Source organism: Aquincola agrisoli (assembly GCF_036621135.1).
Lineage (GTDB): Bacteria > Pseudomonadota > Gammaproteobacteria > Burkholderiales > Burkholderiaceae_C > Aquincola > Aquincola agrisoli.
This window is the reverse complement of the sequence record NZ_JAZIBG010000049.1, coordinates 85,467-102,245: the sequence shown is the minus strand read 5'-3', so window position 1 is coordinate 102,245 and position 16,779 is coordinate 85,467. Positions and strand designations below refer to the sequence as shown.

Annotated in this window: 15 protein-coding genes; 8 read left to right on the top strand and 7 right to left on the bottom strand. The window is 71.0% G+C overall.

The features are described 5' to 3' along the window. Window positions 1-3 precede the first annotated feature (3 nt). The 3 genes from V4F39_RS23260 to V4F39_RS23250 are packed head-to-tail and all read right to left on the bottom strand — an operon-like array spanning window position 4 to window position 1,981. Entirely contained in the window at window positions 4-858 is an 855-nt protein-coding gene (locus V4F39_RS23260) for a hydrolase 1, exosortase A system-associated (RefSeq protein ID WP_332292445.1), read from the bottom strand. Further along, window positions 855-1,694, bottom strand: a complete 840-nt coding sequence (locus V4F39_RS23255) for a hydrolase 2, exosortase A system-associated (protein WP_332292444.1) — start codon at window positions 1,692-1,694, stop codon at window positions 855-857. Before V4F39_RS23255 ends, V4F39_RS23260 begins: the two co-directional genes overlap by 4 nt. A 35-nt stretch (window positions 1,695-1,729) precedes the next feature. After that, window positions 1,730-1,981, bottom strand: coding sequence for an acyl carrier protein (locus V4F39_RS23250; protein WP_332292443.1), 252 nt, complete (start codon window positions 1,979-1,981; stop codon window positions 1,730-1,732). Between the two features lie 191 nt (window positions 1,982-2,172). On the opposite strand from V4F39_RS23250, the gene V4F39_RS23245 reads away from it, so the two are divergent. After that, a complete protein-coding gene (locus tag V4F39_RS23245) occupies window positions 2,173-3,780 on the top strand; it encodes an acyl-CoA ligase (AMP-forming), exosortase A system-associated (protein ID WP_332292442.1) in 1,608 nt (535 codons plus the stop codon). 10 nt (window positions 3,781-3,790) lie between these two features. Here the strand turns inward: V4F39_RS23245 and V4F39_RS23240 are convergent, their stop codons facing one another. Further along, entirely contained in the window at window positions 3,791-4,798 is a 1,008-nt protein-coding gene (locus tag V4F39_RS23240) for an NAD-dependent epimerase (protein ID WP_332292441.1), read from the bottom strand. A gap of 144 nt (window positions 4,799-4,942) precedes the next feature. On the opposite strand from V4F39_RS23240, the gene V4F39_RS23235 reads away from it, so the two are divergent. Both V4F39_RS23235 and V4F39_RS23230 read left to right on the top strand, forming a co-directional pair. Continuing rightward, window positions 4,943-6,286 carry a UDP-glucose dehydrogenase family protein gene (locus V4F39_RS23235; RefSeq protein ID WP_332292440.1) on the top strand — a complete coding sequence of 448 codons (1,344 nt, stop codon included), beginning with the start codon at window positions 4,943-4,945 and terminating at the stop codon, window positions 6,284-6,286. 16 nt (window positions 6,287-6,302) lie between these two features. Beyond that, window positions 6,303-7,559, top strand: coding sequence for a pyridoxal-dependent decarboxylase, exosortase A system-associated (locus V4F39_RS23230; RefSeq protein ID WP_332292439.1), 1,257 nt, complete (start codon window positions 6,303-6,305; stop codon window positions 7,557-7,559). Window positions 7,560-7,573: 14 nt separating this feature from the next. Here V4F39_RS23230 and V4F39_RS23225 read toward each other — a convergent pair whose 3' ends face one another. Beyond that, on the bottom strand, window positions 7,574-8,431 hold the full coding sequence (locus V4F39_RS23225; RefSeq protein WP_332292437.1) for a 23S rRNA (adenine(2030)-N(6))-methyltransferase RlmJ: 858 nt from the start codon (window positions 8,429-8,431) through the stop codon (window positions 7,574-7,576). A gap of 106 nt (window positions 8,432-8,537) precedes the next feature. Here V4F39_RS23225 and V4F39_RS23220 point away from each other — a divergent pair, with 106 nt between their 5' ends. Next, entirely contained in the window at window positions 8,538-9,635 is a 1,098-nt protein-coding gene (locus V4F39_RS23220) for an alkene reductase (RefSeq protein ID WP_332292435.1), read from the top strand. A gap of 9 nt (window positions 9,636-9,644) precedes the next feature. Further along, window positions 9,645-10,730: an AbrB family transcriptional regulator gene (locus V4F39_RS23215; RefSeq protein WP_378235117.1), complete on the top strand. Its 1,086-nt coding sequence runs from the start codon at window positions 9,645-9,647 to the stop codon at window positions 10,728-10,730. On the opposite strand, the gene V4F39_RS23210 is transcribed toward V4F39_RS23215, so the two are convergent. Then, window positions 10,731-11,315, bottom strand: a complete 585-nt coding sequence (locus tag V4F39_RS23210) for an MOSC domain-containing protein (protein ID WP_332292434.1) — start codon at window positions 11,313-11,315, stop codon at window positions 10,731-10,733. Between the two features lie 257 nt (window positions 11,316-11,572). On the opposite strand from V4F39_RS23210, the gene V4F39_RS23205 reads away from it, so the two are divergent. The 3 genes from V4F39_RS23205 to V4F39_RS23195 all read left to right on the top strand — a co-directional run bounded on the left by V4F39_RS23205 (window position 11,573) and on the right by V4F39_RS23195 (window position 15,083). Further along, complete coding sequence (locus V4F39_RS23205; protein WP_332292433.1) at window positions 11,573-13,447, top strand: phosphoenolpyruvate carboxykinase (GTP); 1,875 nt, start codon at window positions 11,573-11,575, stop codon at window positions 13,445-13,447. Window positions 13,448-13,567: 120 nt separating this feature from the next. Next, window positions 13,568-14,284 carry a UPF0149 family protein gene (locus V4F39_RS23200; RefSeq protein WP_332292432.1) on the top strand — a complete coding sequence of 239 codons (717 nt, stop codon included), beginning with the start codon at window positions 13,568-13,570 and terminating at the stop codon, window positions 14,282-14,284. A gap of 16 nt (window positions 14,285-14,300) precedes the next feature. Then, window positions 14,301-15,083, top strand: a complete 783-nt coding sequence (locus V4F39_RS23195; RefSeq protein WP_332292430.1) for a metallophosphoesterase — start codon at window positions 14,301-14,303, stop codon at window positions 15,081-15,083. An 18-nt stretch (window positions 15,084-15,101) separates the two neighbouring features. On the opposite strand, the gene V4F39_RS23190 is transcribed toward V4F39_RS23195, so the two are convergent. Next, window positions 15,102-16,772 carry a phospholipase D-like domain-containing protein gene (locus V4F39_RS23190; RefSeq protein WP_332292429.1) on the bottom strand — a complete coding sequence of 557 codons (1,671 nt, stop codon included), beginning with the start codon at window positions 16,770-16,772 and terminating at the stop codon, window positions 15,102-15,104. Between the last annotated feature and the right edge of the window lie 7 nt (window positions 16,773-16,779).

Below are 16,779 nucleotides of genomic sequence, written 5' to 3'. Positions count from 1 at the left end.
CTTCTACGGGAAGTTGCGCTGCAACCATGCCACGGTGGCTGCTTCCATGGCCTTCTGGGACGGCGGGTCGGAGAAGGTGTGATCGGCGTCCTCGATGTCATGGCGCGACACCCGGGGCGACGAAACCAAGCCCCGCCAGCCAGCGCTCGTCGTCGCATGCTCGACGAACTCCCTGGCCGTGTAGTCGTTCCCCGAGAGTATCAACAATAGCGGCCCGGAAAAACCGCGCCAGGCCGTTGCCATCCGCTCGGCGAACGGCGCCTGCGCGCCTGCCGCCGCCTGCGCTGCGGGCGCCGGCCTCAGCGCGCGTACGAGGTTGCGCCCCAGTTCGGACGCCGCGCGCAGCGCCACGCCCCCTTTCAGCAGCTTGCCCCAGAACTCCCGCTGCATCAGCCGCTGGCGGTAGTAGTGCTTGACATGCGTGCGGGCGAGCGTCGCCTCCGAGCGCACCCAGGGATTGACGACGACCAAGCCGGTGATGCGTGGGTCCGCACGCCCTTCGAGGTAGAGCAGCGCCGCCGAAGCACCGTCGCACAAGCCCCACAGCACCACGCGACGCACGGCCGGCAGCTGTGATTGCAGGGTGTCGAGGGCCGCGGCGATGTCGTCATCCAGCGCGTCGAATCCCCGCTGCCCGCCGCCACTGTCGCCCATGCCGCGCACATCGAACCGCATCGACGCCACGCCCTCGGCGGCGAGGCGGCGCGCGAGCTGGACGAACTGCCGGTGGCTGCCGCCCCGGTACTGCGGCCCGCCGACCACGATCAGCACCGCCGTGTCCGACGGCACCGCAGCCTCGTGGACGATGCCCACCATCGGCTGGGCGGCGCAGGAGAAAACGACGGCGCGTTCTGTCATGGTGTTGCGGCTGCCGGCGACGACGCCCTCAGCACGTGCCGGACCGTGGCGTCGACGAGCGCCGGGGCCTCTTCGATCTCGACCGTCTGCCAGAAGGCCGGGCCGGGCACGGCCTCGGCCGCGACTTCGCAACCCTGGCCGCGCCAGCGCTCGAGCAGGGCCGCCGACGTCGGCAGCAACGCGGCGGGCTCGCGGGCCGTCGTTTCGAGCCACACCACGGGCGTGCCCGCGGGCGGGGCCAGGGCATCCAACGCAGCGGCCTCGAGGCCGCTGGCCAGCGCGGGATTCAACAGGTAGCCCGCGACGTCGACCGGCCGGCCCGCCTGCAGCGCCTGGCGAAGCGCCTCTGTGCTGCCTCTGGCCGCGCCGCCCTGCATCGAGCCCGCCAGCTTCAGCCGCAGGAACTGCTGCAGCAGCGGCTTGCCTGCCGCCGGCGCCTGCCAGAAGAGGAGCGGATACCCGCCTCCCATCGCCTGCGCCGCCTGCGCCGCCAGCAGGCAGCCGGCGCGGTGACCCCAGAGCCACGGCATGCCCGGATGGCGCTGCTGCAGCCATCGCGCCCCCCGCTGCACGTCGGCGAGCCAATCGGACCAGGTGGCCTCGGCGAATTCACCGCTGCTGTCCCCGCAGCCGTACAAGTCGAGCTGCAGCACGCCGCAGCCCGACGACGCCAAGGCCCTCGCGGCCAGGGCGGCCATGCGGCGCGACTTGTTCATCTCCTCGGTGAAGGCATGCACGAACAACACGGCACCACGCGGCGCGCCGGATGGCGGGTGGTACAGCGCAAAACGCTGCCCCCCCGCGGCCGTTTCGGCGGGGAGGAAAAACGCTTGCATCGCCGTCGAAGCCGCCATGAAGCGACCGGCTTCTGTCAGGCGGCGATCTTGGCGCCGACGAAGTCGATCAGCGTGCCGACACTGGCGAAGGTATCGCCGCTGATCTCGTCATCGTCGACCACGATGCCGAAGCGCTCTTCGAGTCCGGTGATGAGCGACACCACGGCCATCGAGTCGAGTTCGGGGATGGCACCCAGCAGCGGCGTGTCGCGGCCGAAACCAGCGCTGCGGCCGTCGAGGCTGAGTACTTCGTCCAGGAGCTGCAGGACTTCCCGTTCGACGTTCATGAGGGCTTCCACGTGGGCTGGTCAGGAAGCCGCGGATTCTAGGGGAGGCGCAGGGCCTGTCGCGGCCGCGCAACTACCGCGCCGCCCGGCCTTGGTGTGACATACTTTTTCCGACCGTCCTCCTCCTGTGCTCCGCTCCGCCCGAAGGACCCCAGCCCCGGACGCGGAGCTTTTGCCGCCGACCCCCCCGCATGCGCGACGCTACGCTCCTCCCTGATTTCGTGCGCGTCTGCGCGCACCGCCAGCCCCAGGCACCCGCCCTCGTGCATGGCGCCGAATCCATCGGCTACGCGGCGTTGAGCGACTTGCTCGACGGTTTTTGCAGCGGCCTGATGCACCTGGGCCTCCAGCGCGGCGAACGCGTCGGCATCTACCTCGAGAAGCGCGTCGAAACGGTGGTGGCCAGCTTCGGCTGCGGCTTGGCCGGCGCGGTGTTCGTGCCTCTGAATCCGCTGCTCAAGCCGGAACAGGTCGGCTTCATCCTGCGCGACTGCGACGTCCGGGTGCTCATCACCTCGCCCGATCGCCTGGCGTTGCTGGGCCCGACGCTGGCCCAGTGCCCGGGCGTGCGGCATGTCGTCGTCACCGGCGCCGCCACGGCGGCGGCCGCGCCCGAAGGCGGGGCGGCGCAGACCCGCTGGTCCGAGCTGCTCGCCGCACCCGCGCAAGCCGGGCACCGGGTGATCGACACCGACATCGCCGCCATCCTGTACACGAGCGGCTCCACCGGCAAACCCAAGGGCGTGGTGCTCAGCCATCGCAACATGGTGGCGGGCGCGAAGAGCGTCGCGTCGTATCTGGAGAACGGCCCCCACGACACGCTGCTGGCCGCGTTGCCGTTGAGCTTCGACGCCGGCTTCAGCCAGCTCACCACGGCCTTCCACGCGGGTGCGCGGGTGGTGTTGCTGAACTACCTGCTGCCGCGCGATGTGCTCAAGGCCATGGAGCGCGAGCAGGTGACCGGCCTCACCGCGGTACCCCCGCTCTACATCCAGCTGGCGCAGCTGGAATGGCCCGAGGCCATCGACCGACATCTGCGCTACTTCGCCAACACCGGCGGACGCATGCCGCGCGAGACCCTGACAGCGCTCAGGCAACGCGTGCCCTCCGCGAAGCCCTTCCTGATGTACGGCCTGACCGAGGCCTTCCGCTCCACCTACCTCCCGCCGGAGGAGGTCGACCGCCGGCCCGATTCGATCGGCAAGGCGATTCCGAACGCGGAGATCCTGGTGCTGCGCGAGGATGGCACCGAATGCGCCCCCGACGAGCCCGGCGAGCTGGTGCACCGCGGTGCGCTCGTCGGCCAGGGGTACTGGAACGACCCCGAGAAAACCGCCGAGCGCTACAAGCTGCTGGCGCCCGGCATCGGCGGACGCGAGGCGGGCCTGCAGCTGCCGGAGTACGCCGTGTTCTCGGGCGACACGGTGCGCAGGGATGCCGAAGGCTTCCTGTATTTCGTCGGCCGGCGCGACGAGATGATCAAGACGTCCGGCTACCGCGTGAGCCCGACCGAGGTCGAGGAGGTGCTCTACGCCACGAAGCTGGTCGGCGAATGCGTGGCCTTCGGCGTCGACCATCCTGCGTGGGGCCAGGCCATCCAGGTGATCGCGACCGCGACCGACGGCAGCGCCGCGGTGGACCTGCAGGCCCTGCTTGCGCAATGCCGGCAGCGCATGCCCGCCTACATGGTGCCTGCCGGCATCGAGGGCATGGCCGGCCCGCTGCCGCGCAACCCCAACGGCAAGATCGACCGCAAGCTGCTGGCCACGGCCTGGGTCGAACGGCAGGCGCAGGCCTGAACGCCGCGCCTCACACCCCGTAGTAGCCGCGGTACCAGGCGACGAAGCGGCCGATCCCGTCGTCGATCGAGGTGTGCGGCGCGAAGCCGGTCCAGGCCTCCAGCTCGGACACGTCGGCATAGGTGGCCGGCACGTCGCCGGGCTGGATGTCGCGCAGTTGCTTGAACGCCGTCCTGCCGGTGTGGCGTTCGATCGCCGCGATGAAGTCCATCAGCGGCACGGGGCGATGGTTGCCGATGTTGAAGACGCGGTAGGGCGCGTGGCTTGAGGCCGGATCGGCTTGCGCGCGGTCGTAGGCCGGGTCGGCGGCGGGCGGGCGGTCCAGCGTCTTGACGACGCCCTGCGCGATGTCGTCGATGTAGGTGAAGTCGCGCACCATGCGGCCGTGGTTGAAGACCTGGATCGGCTCGCCGGCCAGGATGGCACGCGTGAACAGGAACAGCGCCATGTCGGGCCGGCCCCAGGGCCCGTACACGGTGAAGAACCGCAGGCCCGTGGTCGGCAGCGAAAAAAGGTGGCTGTAGGTGTGCGCCATCAGCTCGTTGGCCTTCTTGGTCGCGGCGTACAGGCTCACCGGGTGGTCGACGCCCTGGTGCTCGGAAAACGGCATCTCGGTGTTGCCGCCATACACGCTGGAGCTCGATGCGTAGACCAGGTGCCCCACGCCGTGGTGCCGGCAGCCTTCGAGCACGTTCATGAAGCCCACGAGGTTGCTGTCCACGTAGGCATGCGGGTCGACCAGCGAATGCCGCACGCCGGCCTGTGCCGCCAGGTGCACCACCTGGTCGAACCGTTCTCGCGCGAAGAGCGCCGGCATGCGGGCGCGGTCGGCCACGTCCATCTGCTCGAAACGGAAGCCCGCATGCCCGGCCAGCGTGGCCAGGCGGTCCTTCTTCAGCCGGGGGTCGTAATAGGGGTTGAGGTTGTCCAGGCCGACAACCGTGTCGCCGCGCTCGAGCAACAGGCGCGCCACGTGCGCGCCGATGAACCCGGCCGCGCCGGTGAGCAGGATCTTCATGGGTGGTGGAGTGACGAGCGCCGACGATGAATGCGATTTTCGTGCATGCGTGCGGCCCGTCGCGTTTTTGAACCGGGCGCGTCACCGGCCGCAGGCAGAATCCTGCGCTGCAATCCAGCGCTCGATCTCGAAAAGGTCTCGGCAATGAAAATCACAGTAGTAGGCGCCGGCTATGTCGGCCTGGTCACGGGCGCGTGCCTGGCGGAAATGGGCAACCACGTGGTGTGCCTGGACGTGGACACGCGCAAGATCGCGATGCTGCAGCGCGGGGAGATCCCGATCCACGAGCCGGGGCTGGACGCGCTGGTGCAGCGCAATGCCGCGGCCGGGCGGCTGGCGTTCACCACCGACGCGCAGGCCGCGGTGGCGCACGGCACGCTGCAGTTCATCGGCGTGGGCACCCCGCCCGACGAGGACGGCTCGGCCGACCTGCAGTACGTGCTGGCGGCCGCGGCGAACATCGGCCGCCACATGACCGACTACAAGGTCATCGTCGACAAGAGCACCGTGCCCGTGGGCACCGCCGACAAGGTCCGCGCCACCGTGGCGGCTGCGCTGGCCGAGCGCGGCGTGCCGATGGACTTCGCGGTGGTGAGCAACCCCGAGTTCCTCAAGGAAGGCGCGGCCATCGACGACTTCATGCGCCCGGACCGGGTGGTGGTGGGCTCCGACGACGAGCGCGCCAGCCTGCTGATGCGCGCGGTCTACGCCCCCTTCATGCGCAACCACGACAAGCTGATCGTGATGGACGTGCGCAGCGCCGAGTTCACCAAGTACGCCGCCAACGCGATGCTGGCCACCCGCATCAGCTTCATGAACGAGCTCGCGCTGCTGGCCGAGCGGGTGGGCGCGGACATCGAGCTGGTGCGCAAGGGCATCGGCAGCGACCCGCGCATCGGCACGCACTTCCTGTACGCCGGCGCGGGCTACGGCGGCTCGTGCTTCCCCAAGGACGTCAAGGCGCTGATCCGCATCGGCGAGGACAACGGCCTGGACCTGGGCGTGCTCAACGCGGTGGAAGAAGCCAACGAGCGGCAGAAGCACGTGCTGGTCGAGCGGGTGGTCAAGCGCTTCGGCGAGGACCTCACGGGCCGCACCCTGGCGCTGTGGGGCCTGGCGTTCAAGCCCAACACCGACGACATGCGCGAGGCGCCGAGCCGGGTGGTCATCGCCGAGCTGGTCAAGCGCGGCGCGGCCATCCGCGCCTACGACCCGGTGGCGATGCCCGAGGCGCGGCGAGTGCTGGAGGGCGTGGCGGGGGTGGAGTTCGTCGACAGCCAGGCGGCGGCGCTGCAGGGCGCGGACGCGCTGCTGATCGTCACGGAGTGGAAGGAGTTCCGCAACCCGGACTTCGAGATGATCAAGGCCACGCTGAAGCAGCCCGTGGTCTTCGACGGCCGCAACCTCTACGAGCCCGCGCTGATGAAGGCCTTCGGGCTCGAGTACGTCGGCATCGGGCGCGGCACGGCGCCCGCCGCGCAGGCCTGACGGGAAGGGCCGCGCCATGACGGAATCCACCGCCACACCCGCACGCCGGACGCCGGAACATGCGCCGATGCACCAGTTCGCGGTGCGCGACGGCGAGCTGGTCGTCGGCGGCGAACGGCTCGGCCTGCTGGCCGAGCGGGTCGGCCAGACGCCCTTCTACGCCTACGACCGGGGCCTGCTGCGCCAGCGTGTCGCCGAGCTGCGGCAGGCGCTGCCGGCCTCGGTGAAGCTGCACTACGCGATGAAGGCCAACCCGATGCCCGCGCTGGTCGCCTTCATGGCCGCGCTGGTGGATGGCATCGACGTGGCCTCGGCGGGCGAACTGAAGATCGCACTCGATGCCGGCGCCGATCCCGCCGAGGTGAGCTTCGCCGGGCCCGGCAAGACCGAGGCCGAACTGCGCCGGGCCGTGGCGTCGCGCGTGCTGATCAACCTCGAGTCGCTGCGCGAGGTGAAGCTGCTGGCCGGCATCACGCAGTCGCTCGGCGTGCCGGCGCGGGTGGCGGTGCGCGTCAACCCCGACTTCGAGCTCAAGGGCTCCGGCATGAAGATGGGCGGCGGCCCGAAGCAGTTCGGCGTCGACGTCGAGCAGCTGCCCGGCCTGATGGCCGAGATCGCCGGGGCGCAGCTGGCGTTCGAGGGCTTCCACCTGTTCGCCGGTTCGCAGAACCTGCGCGCCGAGTCGATCTGCGAGGCGCAGCAGAAATCCTACGACCTGGCGCTGCGCCTGGCGGCGATCGCCCCGGGGCCGGTGAAGTTCCTCAACCTCGGCGGCGGCTTCGGCATCCCCTACTTCCCGGGCGAACAGCGCCTGGACCTGGCCCCCATCGGCGACAACCTCGCATCGCTGGCCGAGCGCGCCTCGCGCGAGATGCCGCAGGCGTCGCTGGTGATCGAGCTGGGCCGCTACTTCGTCGGCGAGGCGGGCGTCTACGTCGCGCGAGTGATCGACCGCAAGGTCTCACGCGGCCAGGTGTTCCTGGTGACGGACGGCGGCCTGCACCACCACCTGTCGGCGTCCGGCAACTTCGGCCAGGTGGTGCGCAAGAACTACCCGGTCACGATCGGCACGCGCGCCGACGCCGCCGACCGCGAGCCGGCCTCGGTGGTCGGCCCGCTGTGCACGCCGCTCGACCTGCTGGCCGACCGCATGGAACTGCCGGTCGCCCAGCCAGGCGATCTGGCGGTGGTGTTCCAGTCGGGCGCCTATGGCGCCAGCGCCAGCCCGCAGAACTTCCTCGGGCATCCCGGCTGCGTCGAAGTGCTGGTCTGAGGCCGGCGGCGGCGTCAGCCGCGGCCGAGGTGCTGGTCGAGCGTGAAGCGCGCACCCTCGTACTGGCCCAGCAGTTCGACGAGCAGCGGCATCACCGCCGCCAGCGTGTCGTGCAGCACGAACGGCGGGTTGATCACGAACATCCCGCTGCCATGCAGGCCGAAGCCGTCGCCCTCACCGCGGTGCACGTGCAGCGAGACGTGCAGCCAGCCCTTGGGCGCGTCCTTCGCGGCCGCGATCAGGCGCTTGGGCAGCTGCGCCGCCTCGACGATCTGCACCTGCGGATACCAGACCATCACGGTGCCCTGGGCGAAGCGCTGCAGGCATTCGCGCACCGCGGTCACGACCTTGCCGTAGTCGGTCTTGAGCTCGTACGAAGGGTCGATCAGCACCGCGCCGCGGCGCGAGGGCGGCGGCAGCTCCTTCTGCAGCGCGGCAAAGCCGTCGCTCATCTGCACCCGCGTGTGCGGCCGGTGGCCGAGGAAGGTCTCCAGGATGCGCTGATCGGTGGGATGCAGCTCGTACAGGCTGACGCGGTCGGTCGGCCGCAGCAGCATCTGCGCGATGCCGGGCGATCCGGGGTATTGCTCGAGCGCGCCGCCGCCGTTGAACTGGCGCACCAGCGCCACATAGTCGGCCAGCGGCGCCGGCAGGCCGGGGTGGTCCCACAGCTTGGCGATGCCCGTCTCGAACTCGCCGCGCTTTTGCGCATAGCGGCCGGCCAGCGAGTAGCCGCCGGCCCCGGCGTGCGTATCGACCAGCGTGTAGGGCTTGTCCTTCTCGCCCATGTAGCGCAGCACTTGGGCCAGCACCAGGTGCTTGAGGACGTCGGCATGGTTGCCGGCGTGGAAGGCGTGTCGGTAGGCGAGCATGTGTGCACTGTAACTAGCATGGATCGGACTCGTCCGTCGCCAGCAAGGTTGAGGCGTTTTGCGTAGGCTGCGGACCCTTTCCGCTCACCCTTCCTCCAGAACACCCATGCCCACGCTCTTCGACCCCGTTCGCATCGGCGACATCGCGCTCGCCAACCGCATCGTGATGGCCCCGCTGACACGCAACCGCGCGCCCGGCCAGCTGCCCAATGCGCTGACGGTCGAGTACTACGCACAACGCGCCAACCCCGAGACCGGTGCCGGCCTGATCATCACCGAGGCCGCGCAGATCATGCCCGAAGGCCAGGGCTACCTCGACACGCCCGGCATCCACAGCCCGGCCCAGGTGGCCGCCTGGCGCGCCGTGACCGATGCGGTGCACGCCCGCGGCGGCCGCATCGTCGTCCAGCTGTGGCACGTGGGCCGCATCTCGCACGTGTCGCTGCTGCCGGACGGCCAGCCGCCGGTGTCGTCCACGGCCCGCGCGGCGAACGGCAAAACCTACACCGCCAAGGGCTTCGAGCAGGTGTCGGCGCCCCGCGCGCTGCGCACCGACGAGATCCCCGGCATCGTCGAGGCCTACCGCCACGCAGCGCGCTGCGCGATGGACGCCGGATCCGACGGCGTCGAGGTGCACGGCGCCAACGGCTACCTGATCGAGCAGTTCCTGCGCGACAGCATCAACGACCGTACCGACGCCTATGGCGGCGCCATCCCGCAGCGCGTGCGGCTGCTGCTGGACGTGCTGCGGGCGGTGACCGCGGAGATCGGCGCGGGGCGCACGGGCTTGCGCCTGTCGCCGGTCACGCCGGTCAACGACGCCGGCCAGGACAGCGACGCCCAGGCATTGTTCAACCATGCGGTCGAGCAGATCGCGCCGCTGGGGCTGGCCTACGTCCATGTGATCGAAGGCCAGACGGGCGGGCCGCGCGACGTGGCGCCGTTCGACTACCAGGCCCTGCGCAGCCGCTTCCCGGGCGCCTGGATGGTCAACAACGGCTACGACCGCGACATGGCGCTCGATGCGGTCGCCAGCGGCCGGGCGGACCTGGTCGCGTTCGGCAAGCCCATCATCGCCAATCCCGACCTCGGCCGCCGCCTGCGCGAGAACGCCCCGCTCAACCCCATCGATCCGGCGACGTTGTACGGCGGCGGCGCCAAGGGCTACACCGACTACCCCACGCTCGATGCGCAGCCCGCATAAGCGCACGCCGTGACCACCGCCGGCAGCACCGTCCCGGATGCCCGCCGGCTGGCCTGGCTCGGCACCACGCTGGTGCTGGCCATGGCGGCCGCCTGGGCGTGCGAGCGGCTGGGCACGCCGCTGCCCTGGATGATCGGCCCGCTGCTCGCCACGGCGGCCGGCTGCATGGCCGGTGTGCCGCTGCGCACCGCCGCGCCGCTGCGCAACGCAGGGCAGTGGGCGATCGGCACCGCGCTGGGCCTGTACTTCACGCCGCAGGTGCTGGCGCTGCTCACGCCGCTGGCGCCCGCGCTGCTGGCGGGCGTGGCCTGGGCGCTGCTGATCGGGGCGTTGTTCGCGGCCATGCTGCGGCGCGCGATGCCAGGCGTCGACGCAGCCACAGCGCATTTCGCGGCGGCGATCGGCGGGGCGTCCGAGATGGCGGCGCTGGCCGAACGGCACGGCGGGCGGATCGACATGGTCGCTGCGGCCCATTCGCTGCGCGTGCTGCTGGTGGTCCTGGTGATCCCCTTCGGCTACCAGGCCGCGGGGCTGCACGGGCTGGACACGACGCCCCTGGCCCTGCACGAAGTTCGTCCGGGCGGGCTGGCGCTGCTCGCCCTGGCGACAGCGGCGGGCAGCCTGGTGGTGCGTCGGCTGGGCCTGCCCAATCCTTGGGTGCTGGGCTCGCTGGCAGTGGCCGCGGCGCTGAGTGGCGCGGGGGTGGAGCTGTCGGCCCTGCCGCGCTGGATCAGCAACGGCGGCCAGCTGTTCATCGGCATCGCGCTGGGCACCCGCTTCTCGCGCAGCTTTCTGCGCACGGCCCCGCGCTGGCTCGGCGCCGTGGCGCTCGGCACGCTGGCGATGATCGCGGCGTCCGCCGGCTTCGCGTGGCTGCTGGCGCAACTCGTGCGCATCGAGGGGACGGCGCTGCACTGGGCGACCGTGCTGCTGGGCACCTCGCCCGGCGGGATCGCCGAGATGTGCATCACCGCCAAGGTGCTGCAGCTGGGGGTGCCGGTGGTCACGGCCTTCCACGTCGTGCGCTACATCGCCGTGCTGCTGTTGACCGGCCCCCTCTACCGGCGGCGCGCGGCGCGCGGCGTGTTGGCCTGATCAGCGCGCGCCGCCGCGGCGGCTGCGGAACACCTCGGCGATCGAGACTTCACGCGGCCCGGGACACAGCTCGAAGCGGTCGCCGGCCGCCACCGTGCCGGGCTCCCGGACCGCCAGATAGAAACCGCAGTAGCCCGACTGCGTCATCAGCTTGCCGGCCTGGGAGAAACCCAGGGCCGCGCCGAGCTTCGCGCAGGGCAGCCTCGGTTCGCTGACCGCCAGCGTGCAGCCGGGCAGGCGCAGCAGGTCGCCGATCCACACGTCGGACTCGAGCACGCCTCGCAGCGTGAGGTTCTCGCCGAGCAGCCCCGGCAGCGGCGCGTCGTCCCACAGCGCGGCCCGGGCCTGTGCCCGCACCGTCTGCCAGAACGGGTAGTGCTCGGCAGGGTAGGCGTACACGGCCTTGGCCATACCGCCGTGCACCGAGGCATCGGCCTGCTCGTCACCCCGCAGGCCCCGCCAGTCCACGTCGACCGGCCCCTCGGCCGATTGCTTGCGGAAGGCGCTGAGTACCGCGCGCCCCGCCACCTGCAAGGGTACGGCGCGGCCGATGTTCACGTGTTCCACGGTGCCCGTCTGTGGCATGCATCTATTCCTTTTGTGCATAACCTCCCCGATTGGCGTGGTTACCGCAGGATTACACTCGAATGACAATCCCCTGCGGGATGCTGCGAAGAGGCCGGCGTGATCCGCTGTACCTCGATGAAACTTTCGGCCCACGCGTGCCTCCCTGTTCATCCAGCACCCGTTTTCCGCCGCGGCATGCGGCGAGCCCCGACCCCCTTCGTGGAGCCGCGAGGCTGGCCCCATTCCGCTTTAGTCATCCCCCGATTGGAGAAGCCATGAACAGTCCCGCCCTGGGAGGCCTGCGCCTCAACGTACCGGCCTACGTCAAACACGACCGGCTGGTGGCCTGGGTCGCCGAGATCGCCGCGCTGACGCAGGCCGCCGACGTCTACTGGTGCGACGGCTCGGAGGCCGAATACAACCGCCTGTGTGAACAACTCGTCGCGGCGGGCACGTTCCGCAAGCTCAACCCCGAGCTGCGCCCCAACAGCTACCTCGCCTGGAGCGACCCCAGCGACGTCGCCCGCGTCGAAGACCGCACCTTCATCTGCAGCCAGCAGAAGGAAGACGCCGGCCCGACCAACAACTGGACGGCCCCCGCCGAGATGCGCGAGCTGCTGCAGACCGGCGACAAAGCGCTGTTCAAGGGCGCGATGAAGGGCCGCACGCTGTACGTGGTGCCGTTCTCGATGGGCCCGCTGGGCTCGCCGATCGCCCACATCGGCGTCGAGCTCTCCGACAGCCCCTACGTGGCGGTCAACATGCGACTGATGACGCGCATGGGCCGCGCCGTGCTCGACGTGCTGGGCACCGACGGCGAGTACGTGCCGTGCGTGCACACCGTCGGCGCACCGCTCGAGGCGGGCCAGAAGGACGTCGCCTGGCCCTGCAACCCGACGAAGTACATCGTCCACTACCCCGAGACCCGCGAGATCTGGAGCTACGGCTCCGGCTACGGCGGCAACGCGCTGCTGGGCAAGAAGTGCTTCGCCCTGCGCATCGCCTCCACCATGGGCCGCGACGAGGGCTGGCTGGCCGAGCACATGCTGGTGCTGGGCGTGACCAGCCCGCAAGGCGTCAAGCGCCACGTCGCCGCCGCCTTCCCGAGCGCCTGCGGCAAGACCAATTTCGCGATGCTGATCCCGCCGGCCGGCTTCGAAGGCTGGAAGGTCACCACCATCGGCGACGACATCGCCTGGATCAAGCCCGGCCAGGACGGGCGCCTGTACGCCATCAACCCCGAAGCCGGCTACTTCGGCGTGGCCCCGGGCACCAACGACAAGACCAACCCGAACTGCATGGCGTCGCTCCAGCGCGACGTGATCTTCACCAACGTCGCGCTGACCGACGACGGCGACGTGTGGTGGGAAGGCATGACCGACACGCCGCCGGCGCACCTGGTCGACTGGCAGGGCCGCGACTGGACGCCCGACACCGCCAAGCAGGCCGACGGCAAGCTGCGGCCGGCCGCGCATCCGAACGCCCGCTTCACGGTCGCCGCGACCAACAACCCGGTGCTGGACCCTGAATGGGACAACCCCGCCGGCGTCCCGATCGACGCGTTCATCTTCGGCGGCCGCCGTTCCACCACCGTGCCGCTGGTCACCGAGGCGCGCGACTGGGTCGACGGCGTCTACATGGCGGCCACCATGGGCTCCGAAACCACCGCCGCGGCCGCCGGCCAGCAGGGCGTGGTGCGGCGCGATCCGTTCGCGATGCTGCCGTTCATGGGCTACAACATGAGCGACTACTTCCAGCACTGGCTCGACCTGGGCGCCAAGCTGCAGGCCTCGGGCGCCAAGCTGCCGGGCATCTTCTGTGTCAACTGGTTCCGCAAGGGCGCCGACGGCAAGTTCGTGTGGCCGGGCTACGGCGAGAACATGCGCGTGCTGAAGTGGATCCTGGAGCGCGTCGACGGCCAGGCCAACGGCGAGGAGCACGTGTTCGGCATCAGCCCGCGCTACGAAGACCTCAGCTGGAACGGGCTGGCGTTCACGCCGGCACAGTTCCAGAGCGTGATCGGCATCGACGCGAGCGCCTGGCAGCAGGAACTGGCGCTGCATGCAGAGCTGTTCGACAAGCTCGCCTACCACCTGCCCGAGGCCCTGACGGCCACCAAGCAGCGCCTGGAGCGGCGGCTGGCCGCCTGACGCCCGGCCCCCTTCGCGGCGCGCCTCGCGCGCGCCTGCAGCCCGGCCCGGTGCTCCCCGGCGCCGGGCTTTGTTTTTTCGGCGCCCGCGGCGCCCTCCTCGCTTGGCGACAATGCAACGATGAAACTCGACCTCACCGACGACGAGCTGGACGAGCTCGACACCCTGCTGACCCAGACCCCCGAGCCCGCCGAGCCGCTCGACGCCATCATGCTCGACGGCTACCTCTGCGGCGTGCTGGTGCAGCCCCGCGTCGTCCCCAAGGCCGAATGGCTGCCGCCGATCTTCGACCTGGAAACCGGCCGCTTGCCGGAGGGTGTCGACCCGGCCTGGCTCGCACGCTGCGAGACGCTGATCGAGCGGCGGTACGCCGCGCTCAATGCGGCGCTCGCCGAAGACGGCTGGTTCGACCCGCTGGTGGTCGACCTGGACCGCGCCGCGCCGGCCAGCGAATACGACCCGGTGCAATCCGAGGCCTCGCGCACGCTGATGCCGTGGGTGGCGGGCTTCCACTGGGCGCTCGAGCGCTTCCCCGCGCTGTTCGACGTCGCCGACGATGCCATCGCGCTGGCGCTCGCGCGGCTGTACCGCCACCTGCCCGCCGAGACGGACGAGGACCGCGAACTCAACGAGACGCTCGAACGCGACCACCCGCTGGCCACGGTCGACGAGGCCATCGAGGACCTGGTCGCCACCGTGATGGAGCTGTGGGACCTGACCAGCAAGCAGCGCTTCCACGTCGACACCGTGCGCCGCGAGGAGCCGAAAGTCGGCCGCAACGATCCCTGCCCCTGCGGCAGCGGGCGCAAATTCAAGCAGTGCCACGGGCGCGGTTGAGCGGAGGCCGCACGGCATGCGCCTGCAACTGCTGTCGGATCTGCACCTGGAGACCGAGGCCTTCGACCCGGTGCCCGCGCCGGGCGCCGACGTCCTGGTGCTCGCCGGCGACATCGACAGCCGCTGGCAGGCGCTCGATCGCTTCGCGGGCTGGCCGGTGCCGGTCGTCTTCGTGCCAGGCAACCACGAGTTCGACGGCCGCGAGCTGCAGGACGCGCTGGACGGCCTGCGCGAATGCTGCGCCCGGCTCGGCATGACGCTGCTGGAACGCGAGACCTGCGTGCTGGCCGGCCCTGACGGGCGCCGCGTGCGCTTCGCCGGCACGGTGCGGTGGTGCGACTTCGACCTGTTCGGCCCCGCGCAGCGCGACCGCGCCCTGCGGGCAGGCGAGTATTTCCAGCGCGTGATGCGCGCGACCCGCGGCGGCCAGCCGTTCGACGCTGCGGCGGTGCGTGAAGAGGCGCTGGCGTGCCGGGACTGGCTGGCGGCCACGCTCGCGGCCCCGGCCGACGGAGCCTGGGATGCCACGGTGGCCGTGACGCACTTCGCGCCCAGTGCGCGCAGCCTCGATCCGCGCTACGGCAAGCAGCCGGGCAGCGCCAGCTTCTGCAACGCGGACGACGCGCTGATCCCCCGGGCCGACCTCTGGCTGCACGGCCACCTGCACTGCCGCCACGACTACCGGGTGCCGGGTGCCGGCGGCCGCAGCACGCGCGTCGTGTGCCAGGCCCGCGGGCTCGAGCACAAGGGCGAGGCGGAAGGCTTCGATCCGTTCAAGCCAATCGACGTCTTCGGCTGACCCGCCGCGGCGGCGGGCTCAGAGCATCTCTTCGGGCGCCAGCGGGCTGATCAGCTTCAGCCCGAGCAGCTTGAGCATCGACACGTCGGGTTCGCGCGTGGACACGCTGCGCCCGCCCTGCTCGTCCGTCAGCGTCCAGCGCAGGCCACGGCCCTCGCCATCCAGGTCGAGCCGGTAGGCGCCGGTGCGCATGATGTCGGCCAGCAGGCCCTCGAGCTGCTTCGCGAGCGCGGGGCTGCGCATCACGAGGCCCATCTCGGTGTTGAGGTTCTCGGACCGCGGATCGAAGTTCATCGACCCCACCACGACCGTGCGCCCATCGACCAGCATCGCCTTGGCGTGCAGGTTGGTGCGCGAGTGGACGCCGCCCCAGCGCGGCGGCTGCGGGCCGCCGGGTTCGGCGCGCAGCTCGAACAGTTCCACGCCCATCGCGAGCAGCCCCTCGCGGTAGCGGCTGTAGCCGATGTGCACGGCCGGCGCATCGGTGCCGGCCAGCGACGCGGTGAGGATGCGCACCCGCACGCCGCGGGCGCGCATGTCGCGGATCAGCGCCATGCCGCCCTGCCCGGGCACGAAGTACGGCGTGATCAGGAACACCTCGCTGCGTGCCGAGCGCATCAGCCCGGTGAAGTCGTCGAACATGATCTCGTCGGGGGATGGCGTGCCCTGCTGCAGCGACTTCGACGGCCGGTCGGCCCAGAGCCGGGCCGGCATCCACTGCAGCTTCAGCGGCGCCTTGCGCTGCTGGTCGACCTGCTCGCGCAGCCGGGCGACGGTCTCGGGCGCCAGGCCCGACGGCGCGTCGAGCGGCACCGAGGCGGCCGGCGGCAAGGGCGGCGCGCTGGCGGCGGGCGCCGGGTCTTCCCGGGCGGTCCGGCCGGCCGCCGGCGCCTGGGCCCGGGCCTGCGGCAACGCGGAGGGCGCCGAGGCCTGCGGTTCGGACGCCGCGGCGCTGGCCGGGATGATCGTGTCGGCCGGGTACGCCAGCTCGCTGTTCCAGTAGCGGTCGAAGGTGGCCGAGAGCTGCTGCACCACCGGGCCCGCGACCAGCACGTCGAGGTCGACGAAGTTGGCCTCGGCGGCCTGCAGGAAGTAGGCGTCGCCGAGGTTGCGCCCGCCCGTCACCGCCAGCGCGTTGTCGGCCACCAGCTGCTTGTTGTGCATGCGGCTGTTGATGCGGCCGATGTCGTGCAGCGAAGCCATGACCCGGGTCACGATGGAGAAGCGGCCCGCCGGCAGCGGGTTGTACAGCCGCACCTCGATCTTCGGATGCCGGGTCAGCCGCAGCAGCGCATCGTCGGTGCCCGAGGTGTTGAAGTCGTCGATCAGCAGCCGCACGCGCACCCCGCGCTCCGCCGCGGCGCGCACACGTTGCAGCAGGGCGCGGGAGCTGGCCTCGTTCAGGACCGCGTAGTACTGCAGGTCCAGCGTGTGTTCCGCCTGATCCGCCAGCGCGATCAGCGTGGCCAGCGCCTCTTCGCCCCCGGCCAGCAGCCTCACCCCCGAATGCTGCGGCGATACGCCCGCCCGCTCGGCCGCCACACGCTGGGCCAGCGGCGAGGGTGTGCCGGGATCGATCGCCCGGCTGGCGGTGCGGGGCGGCAACGGCGGCAGCGCCGCGCAGGCCTGGAGCAGGAAGGCGCTGCACAGCGTGGCAGCGAACAGCGAAAGACGGCGGAACGAGCCCATGTGGCAA